The 7,741-nt window shown below is 29.4% G+C and carries 9 protein-coding genes; 3 read left to right on the forward strand and 6 right to left on the reverse strand.

Annotated features, from left to right (window positions below):
• Positions 1-253: 253 nt before the first annotated feature.
• The gene (locus Tmeso_RS15495) at positions 254-664 is read right to left on the reverse strand and encodes a CGGC domain-containing protein (RefSeq protein ID WP_099192821.1); all 411 of its coding nucleotides are present in this window, start codon (positions 662-664) and stop codon (positions 254-256) included.
• A 261-nt stretch (positions 665-925) separates the two neighbouring features.
• On the opposite strand from Tmeso_RS15495, the gene Tmeso_RS15500 reads away from it, so the two are divergent.
• The gene (locus Tmeso_RS15500) at positions 926-1,168 is read left to right on the forward strand and encodes a GntR family transcriptional regulator (RefSeq protein ID WP_099192823.1); all 243 of its coding nucleotides are present in this window, start codon (positions 926-928) and stop codon (positions 1,166-1,168) included.
• 39 nt (positions 1,169-1,207) lie between these two features.
• Positions 1,208-2,332 (forward strand): MocR-like pyridoxine biosynthesis transcription factor PdxR, encoded by a 1,125-nt coding sequence (pdxR, locus tag Tmeso_RS15505; RefSeq protein WP_099192825.1) that lies wholly within the window; start codon positions 1,208-1,210, stop codon positions 2,330-2,332.
• 270 nt (positions 2,333-2,602) lie between these two features.
• Here pdxR and Tmeso_RS15510 read toward each other — a convergent pair whose 3' ends face one another.
• The 3 genes from Tmeso_RS15510 to Tmeso_RS17110 all read right to left on the reverse strand — a co-directional run bounded on the left by Tmeso_RS15510 (position 2,603) and on the right by Tmeso_RS17110 (position 4,091).
• Positions 2,603-3,160 (reverse strand): DUF4269 domain-containing protein, encoded by a 558-nt coding sequence (locus Tmeso_RS15510; RefSeq protein ID WP_187296408.1) that lies wholly within the window; start codon positions 3,158-3,160, stop codon positions 2,603-2,605.
• Between the two features lie 196 nt (positions 3,161-3,356).
• The gene (locus Tmeso_RS17105) at positions 3,357-3,818 is read right to left on the reverse strand and encodes a hypothetical protein (protein ID WP_330400377.1); all 462 of its coding nucleotides are present in this window, start codon (positions 3,816-3,818) and stop codon (positions 3,357-3,359) included.
• Positions 3,819-3,854: 36 nt separating this feature from the next.
• A complete protein-coding gene (locus Tmeso_RS17110) occupies positions 3,855-4,091 on the reverse strand; it encodes a hypothetical protein (RefSeq protein WP_330400378.1) in 237 nt (78 codons plus the stop codon).
• Between the two features lie 384 nt (positions 4,092-4,475).
• On the opposite strand from Tmeso_RS17110, the gene Tmeso_RS15520 reads away from it, so the two are divergent.
• The gene (locus Tmeso_RS15520) at positions 4,476-5,057 is read left to right on the forward strand and encodes a hypothetical protein (protein WP_099192831.1); all 582 of its coding nucleotides are present in this window, start codon (positions 4,476-4,478) and stop codon (positions 5,055-5,057) included.
• A gap of 192 nt (positions 5,058-5,249) precedes the next feature.
• Here the strand turns inward: Tmeso_RS15520 and Tmeso_RS15525 are convergent, their stop codons facing one another.
• Positions 5,250-5,732 (reverse strand): M48 family metallopeptidase, encoded by a 483-nt coding sequence (locus Tmeso_RS15525; RefSeq protein WP_099192833.1) that lies wholly within the window; start codon positions 5,730-5,732, stop codon positions 5,250-5,252.
• Positions 5,733-5,930: 198 nt separating this feature from the next.
• Positions 5,931-7,406 (reverse strand): protein adenylyltransferase SelO, encoded by a 1,476-nt coding sequence (locus tag Tmeso_RS15530; protein ID WP_099192835.1) that lies wholly within the window; start codon positions 7,404-7,406, stop codon positions 5,931-5,933.
• Between the last annotated feature and the right edge of the window lie 335 nt (positions 7,407-7,741).

Consider the following 7,741-nt stretch of genomic DNA (forward strand, 5'->3'; position numbering starts at 1 on the left):
TAATTCTCTTAATATCTCACTTTTATTTAACATAAAAAGTGTGCACCTTCCTTTCAAGTAATAATTATATTATATCTCACATTATCACCATTTTTTTGGAAGTTTACACACTTTAAATTATATATCCTCTTTTTTGGTAATAATCCATTAGAGGTTTATCCATCATATATATGATATATATTCATTGTTGCAATATTTATAATATGTAAATCTGATTTTTAAGTAGCCTAATTGTTTTTTATCTAATTCTATATTAATAAGAATTATATACATCTTGTTCTCTTTTCTTTTCTGCATTTTTACTTATAAAAGATCCTTCAATAACGTTTTTATATCCTTTTTTTAGAACTATACTTTTAATATACTTAATATTAGGACATCTATCGTAGTGATGATTATCAGTTACCATGCAAGAAGATAAATGAATAACAACATCATCTTTATTTATTTTATTAGCTTTTCTAGATTTTTTAGCAAAATGCTCTAGTTTTGCTGCAACACTTTTACCACAGCATCCACCGCAAGTAAAAGAAATATATTTTATCCCATCTTCATATTTTTTAAACATTCCTTCTTTATTATAAAAAGCGCTTGTACACGCAAAACCACTACATCTTCTATGTGCAATATCGCACTGAATAATAACAACATATTTTGTACTCATATTGATTTCTCCCTTTAATTAGTAATATCTATTCCTACTCGAATGTCAACTTTCTCTAAAGTGTCTAGTGAAATATTTGGTTTAACTGAACCTGACAAATTTCTACCTCCTAATCGTTCTATAAATCTACCTTTAATGCATGAATCTAAATCAATAAATTATATTACTTTGCACTCGATTTATAAATAGTGTATCATATGATTGTATATGTTAATAGATACAATTATTATTTAAACAATAGGTACAGTTTGGGGGTATATTATGAATGAGATAATCCTTAATCTAGAGAAAAATTCTGATCAACCATTATACATACAACTTTATGTATATCTTCGAGAAGAAATACGAGCTAATAGAATAAAAAAGGGGACTAAACTGCCTTCTATTCGACATCTTGCAAAACATCTAAGCGTCAGCAAAATCACGATTGATAATGCATACCAGCAACTATTAGTTGAAGGGTATATAGAAAGTAGGCAAAGAAGTGGTATGTATGTTCTATAAATTGAAAAAAGCTTACTCGTACCGCTAAAAGTTAATGCAATGCATATTTCTCCACCCTTACCTTGTGATCCTATTAAATATGATTTTAACTATGGAGCTATTGATATTGAGAGTTTTGATTTTAATCTATGGCGTAAATTTACTTCCCAAGCTTTACAATCATCCCACAGAGAACTTCTTCAGTATGGAAATCCACAAGGAGAGTTGCAGCTCAGAGAAGAAATAGCAAAATATCTTAGATCATCAAGAGGTGTATTATGCTCATCCGATCAAGTGATAATCACATCGGGTACTGACAATTCGTTACAATTAGTGTGTGAATTATCAGATACTAATAATAAATCAATAGCCATTGAAAATCCCGGGTGGGATCGTGCCAAATCTATCTTTCAGAAAAATAACTTTAAAATAACATCGATTCCCCTTGATAAATATGGAATCTGTTTAAAATCTTTAAAAGAGAGTTTCTCAAAACTTGTATATATTACTCCTTCTCACCAGTTTCCATCTGGAATAGTGATGCCTATTATTAGAAGACAAAATCTTTTAAAGTGGGCTAAAAACACTGACAGTTTCATCATTGAAGATGACTATGATAGTGAGTTTCGATATAGTGGTAGGCCTATTCCATCTTTGCAAAGTCTTGATAATGATGAACGAGTTATTTACCTTGGTACATTTTCAAAATCCCTTGCACCTTCTTTACGTATAAGTTATGTGGTCTTGCCCAAAAAATTTCTAAATAAATATAAGCACAATATATCCATGTACGAACAGCCAACCTCAAGAATAACTCAAAAAACACTTCAACTATTTATGACTAATGGATATTGGGAACGCCATATCCGAAAAATGCGTAAAATTTATGGAAAAAAATATAATACATTAATGAAATCTATAGTAAATCACTTAAATACGAATATTCGCATAATTGGTGGAAATGCGGGTATACACGTGCTAATAGAAATAAGAAATGGTATGTGTGAGGATACAATTATCCAAAAGGCAGAAATGGTTGGTGTAAAAATATATCCAACTTCAAAATATTGGATAAATCATAGTAATTTTAAATATCCCATTTTCTTAATGGGCTTTGGAGGTCTAAGTGAAAATCTAATAAAAGAAGGAATAGAATTGCTTGGAAATGTATTAAATAATAATTGAATAAAATAATCTTCAACAATAAAACCGTACCAATCACTTATAGTACGGTTTCCCTCTCTTAATTCTAAATACTTACTTATTAATCTTCTATACTTGAATATGATTGTATATGTTAATGACTAAAATTTAAAAAGGAGACTCTCAGTCTTCTTACTTGATAAATAGGTAGTTATATTTGAAACATAAATATGTGGGGAATGCTAGGTGTAGATTTTTAAAGTTACTATTCCGTCATGTTTCAAGAAGATTTCGAACTAGATTAAATTATAGTTACTTAGTATACATTTTATATAATTCTTCATCACTATACATTTCAAGTATTAATAATTGTTCGTAAGGGTTACCTTGTAAATTTAGTACTTTTGCAAATGCTGGCTCTGTTTTCAAACCCTTATTCTTTAAACTAATTATTTCTTTTGCAAAATCATCTCCATATAAATTTAATAATCTATCTTCTATAATCATGTGTCTATATCCATTTGATTTATCAACATCATCATTTGAGCCATATATTTCTATTTCAATATCGTTTACTCTAAAATTGCAAACTAGCACATTTTCTTCTTTATGTGCAATTTTGAAGCTTTTATATTCTTTGAAATTATTTATTAATACTTCTTTAAATATCTCAAAATTATCAACTTCACAAACTAAGTCTAAATCACTACTTTCTATATCAATCCCTATAGGTATTGTTCCTACTAATACTGGGGTATACTCATTTAATATATTTAAAATTTGTGTATTTATGAGTATTTCATATATTTTCCTTTGCTTAAAATTACCAGATTTTAAATAATATATATCTTTCCAATTTTTATTTTTCATATAAACTCCTTCGTGAACTACATATAAAAGCATATGGTTTACTTTTATTGAGTAGGTTAACAAGATTTTATTATTCTTTATGAAATATTTTTTAAGTTATATTCTAGCAATAGTCTCCTTCACCTTTTGTTATATCATAATTTATACACTTCTAACGTCTTAAATTTTAAAACTCTTGCTATTAACTTAGGTTATATTACTTAACACATATATGCTTTTTTAGCCATTGTCTGAAAAATTGTAATTGCTCTTCTGTGTGAAAATAGTGTTCTCCATTCTTCATTACTTGTAAATTGCAACCAAAACAGTTTACAAATGTAGATACTACATCAAATTCACATACTTCATCTTGTGAGCAATAGAGAATTGCTGTTAGCTTATCCCAAGTAACAATAGGATGTTCTTTCACATAGCAGTAATAATCCCAATAAAGTGTTTGTCCAATAGGTGTCAAAATTTCTTTTTCTGCTTTTAATTTACCCTCACTTATGTTAAACCATGCCATCATATTATTTATAATACGTTCCATATTTACCACGGGGGAGAGAAATAAACATTGTTTCAACGTCTCATTGCTACATGCTAATAAAGTAAAATATGCCCCAATACTACATGCAAATACACTTATATCATTTGATAATACTTTTGCATAATTCATAATAGTATTAAGGTCGTGAACACAATTTTGAACTTTTCAAGCATAAGTTTCATTCTCACGATCACCATGTTCAGGCAAATCGAAACTAACTACTTGATAACCCATCGCAGTTGCTTCTTCTGCAAATATAACAATAGCGTCGTCTGCTTTATTTGACCTATTACCGTGTACCACTACAAATAATGAATCTGATCTATCCCCCCACAAAATTGCAGGTATATTTTCTATTTTCAAATTTTGTCTTTTCATTGAAATCTCCTTTATAAAGTTCAAAAATTGTATTACAATATCCGTTAATTATTGATTCCAGTTAAGATATTTTTTACCTACTTTTCCCAATAAAATTATACCCTTAGTTCTTCTAATTTATCTAGTTCATAAATAATTCTGTAATAAAGTTGTTTAGAAATCGTAATATTACTAAAAAAACAGTATTTTTATATCATTTTTTTAATTAACAACAAAAGATACTCCCTTGTTGTTTTTATGTATTTTGCTTTTCTTGTTATTCTTCTAATACTATATTCAGTGATATAAATATCCGCTATAATATATATTCTTATACTTATTATTGCAATATGATAAAAAATCTTATGAATATATTAGGGCTTTTTAACAAATAATCATTAATGAGAGAGTATAATAAGGAGGTTATGTATGAAGTTTCCTTTGTGCTATCAACGCTCTAACTATGATTGTTTTCCTACCACATTATTAAATGCATTGAATTACTTGCTTCCTCTAGATAAAATTAATCCTGAACTCATAACAAAAATTACAACTTCTTCTCTTGATGTATTTGATGAAAAAGGAGAATCTGGTAAAGGTGGAACTTCTAAACTTGCTGTAGAGCTTATTTCTAATTGGCTAAATGCTTATAGTTCACATAAATGTTTCGGAATAACAAGTGATTTTATATGGGGTAGAGAAGTTTGTATTGATAAAATATACTCATGTATTAAGAAAAAAGGTGTAGCCGCAGTAACAGTATATTTTAACTCTTTCGTACATCACTATGTACTAGTTACAGATATAGATAAAGACTTCATATACTTATTTGATCCATATACTTATAGCAGTACATTTTCAGAAGAAGACATTATTATAATGCAAATCCCTTATAAAATGAATAGAAAAATAAGTATAAATAGATTTATTCAAAATCAGGAAATAACATATTCTATGGGTAATATACAAAAAAGAGAATGTCTTTTGATTTATCCAGTAACCTGCGATTGATTTAAATCATGTCTATATTTCTAATAGAAATATAGACTTTCTTATTCTATTAAAATCTTTTATAACTTTTAGATTTATTATCTATAACTATATTATTTTTAACAGTTTAATGTATTTGAGTATACCTTAGTAAAAATCTTATTAAACTACATAAGAATTTCTTTTAAGATAATCTTTTTCTATTTTCTATGGTTATCTAGTTTTCTCTGTTCCCAGAATGTCCATAACTTCTTTATATTTTGGATACACTTTACCTACTAAACGCCAAAAGGAACGATCATGATTCATATGTATTAGATGACACAGTTCATGTACGACTACATAGTCAATTGCATTTAAAGGAAACATTATTAATTTCCAATGAAAAGTTAAATGCCTCTTCGAACTACAGCTTCCCCATTTATTTTGGTGGCTTTCTATAGAGAAAGATTTGTATTTCACTTTAAACTGTGGCTGATATAATTTTAATCTTTCTTCAATTAATTTTTTACTAGCTTTTGTATAGAAGAGTTTAATAGCATTAGCAATATCTATTTCCCCCTCTTGTGGACTGGTACATATAAAAGCTTTACCATCCCATTCTATAATAACTTTTTTTATTGATACATCTACTTTTGTATATAAAGGATACGTTTTTCCTAAATAGTAAACATTAATTTTAGATTGTTGTTTCATATTAATAACTCCTTATATTAACTTAATTATATTTTAAATTTTTTACTGAAGTATCTAATAAAAAGACACCTGAAATTCGAATTATATCAATTCAAATTTCAGGTGTCAATAGAACTTATATATTATTACTTATTCCTTTTTTATGTTATTAAGGTAGTTTAAATTTCGAACTAAAATTTTCTCTATAAAAGTTATATATTAAGTGCCGCAAAAAGTTCTGTAAGAACATGTTGATGCAGCAGGTAGTTTTGAGTACTCTTCCTGTTCAGGGGAATATGAGTATGGTTTTAATAAAGCATTAAGCAGTCTCTCCATAACACTATAATCTCCTTTTTCCACCGCGGCTTCTAGTGCCTCTTCTACTCGATGATTACGAGGAATTACTGATGGATTAGACTTTTTCATTAACCCGTGTGATTCATCTTTTGATTGCTGTTGTCTACCTAATCTGCGCTTCCATAAATCATACCATTTAGTAAATTCGGTTTTGTTAACTAGGGCTGTATCCTCTATCTTATCAAAAGTTAATGCACGGAATGTATTTGTATAATCAACACTATACTTTTCCATCATACTAAGAAGGTCTTCAATAAGGGATTCATCTTGTGCCTCTTCGTTAAACAATCCTAGTTTTGATCTCATACCTGCCATCCAGTTATTGTGATACAGTTTAGTAAAATCCAAAACAGCATTTTTAGCCAGTTCAACAGCCTTATCCTGATTTTCATGGATCAATGGAATTAGTGTTTCAGCAAATCTAGCTAAATTCCATGCTGCAATATCCGGCTGATTACCATAGGCATATCGGCCATGAAGATCGATGGAACTGAATACAGTTTTAAGATTATAGGCATCCATAAAAGCACAAGGACCATAATCAATTGTTTCTCCACTAATAGTCATATTGTCAGTATTCATTACCCCATGTACAAATCCAACTAGTTGCCATTTAGCAATTAGCTCAGCTTGACCATTTATTACTTCCTTGAGTAAGGAAATATATGGATTCTCATCATTTTTAATATATGCAAAATGCCTTTGTATTGTGTAGTCCGCTAAGGATTTGAGTTTCTCAACAGTCCCCCATTTGGAAACATATTGGAAGGTTCCTACACGAATATGGCTCGCCGCTACACGAGTCAGTATTGCACCTGCGAGTCTTGTTTCACGAATTATCGATTCACCTGTTGTTATAACTGCTAGGCTACGTGTTGTAGGAATACCAAGCCCATACATTGCTTCGCTTATAATGTATTCACGTAGCATAGGTCCAAGTGATGCTCGACCATCACCTCCTCGTGAATACGGTGTTCTACCTGAGCCCTTTAATTGAATATCAAATCTTTCTCCTGAAGGTGTTATTTGTTCCCCAAGTAGCACAGCTCTACCGTCACCTAGCATAGTAAAATGTCCAAATTGATGTCCTGAGTATGCTTGAGCAATAGGCTCAGATCCTTTTGGAACATTGTTACCAGCAAATGCATCTACTGAATTATTACTTTGCAAAGCCTCAACGTTTAACCCTAGAGATTTTGCCAAGGGACTATTTAGAATTATCAATTTTGGCGATTTTACAGGAGTTGGGTTAATTCTGGTAAAAAATGATTCAGCTAAATCAGCATAGCTATTGTCGAAGTTCCATCCTGTTTCTATTATTTTCTCTTTCTCTATCATAATATCTCCTTCTCCTCTATGTTTTTATATCTTATCTCTTTTCTTTTTTTATACAATTAAAATCATAATGTTCTATGATATTCTTAGTATCTGCTTATACTAATTTATTATGCTCTTCCGTTCAAGCAATTCTTTGCACTCTAGATATATCTAATAAATATATTTTAACTGTATAAACTATCCTTATTATAATATTTAATTTAGACTAACACCACTTTACAAGAAAATCTAACTTGCTAAATCTTCTATATTAATATATCTACATAGGTATGGAATGCGAGATAGATTTTTCTTGATTTGCTGTATTTTCAACAACTTGCTAAAAAATAGTTCTT

Source organism: Tepidibacter mesophilus (assembly GCF_002724055.1).
GTDB lineage: Bacteria > Bacillota > Clostridia > Peptostreptococcales > Peptostreptococcaceae > Tepidibacter_A > Tepidibacter_A mesophilus.

Bases quoted from the DNA above. Each gene is read 5' to 3' on its own strand.
- Tmeso_RS15520 (WP_099192831.1), top strand. From the start codon at position 4,476: ATGAAGTTTCCTTTGTGCTATCAACGCTCTAACTATGATTGTTTTCCT.
- Tmeso_RS15500 (WP_099192823.1), top strand. From the start codon at position 926: ATGAATGAGATAATCCTTAATCTAGAGAAAAATTCTGATCAACCATTA.
- Tmeso_RS15530 (WP_099192835.1), bottom strand. From the start codon at position 7,406: ATGATAGAGAAAGAGAAAATAATAGAAACAGGATGGAACTTCGACAAT.
- pdxR (WP_099192825.1), top strand. From the start codon at position 1,208: ATGCATATTTCTCCACCCTTACCTTGTGATCCTATTAAATATGATTTT.
- Tmeso_RS15525 (WP_099192833.1), bottom strand. From the start codon at position 5,732: ATGAAACAACAATCTAAAATTAATGTTTACTATTTAGGAAAAACGTAT.
- Tmeso_RS17105 (WP_330400377.1), bottom strand. From the start codon at position 3,818: ATGAATTATGCAAAAGTATTATCAAATGATATAAGTGTATTTGCATGT.
- Tmeso_RS15495 (WP_099192821.1), bottom strand. From the start codon at position 664: ATGAGTACAAAATATGTTGTTATTATTCAGTGCGATATTGCACATAGA.
- Tmeso_RS15510 (WP_187296408.1), bottom strand. From the start codon at position 3,160: ATGAAAAATAAAAATTGGAAAGATATATATTATTTAAAATCTGGTAAT.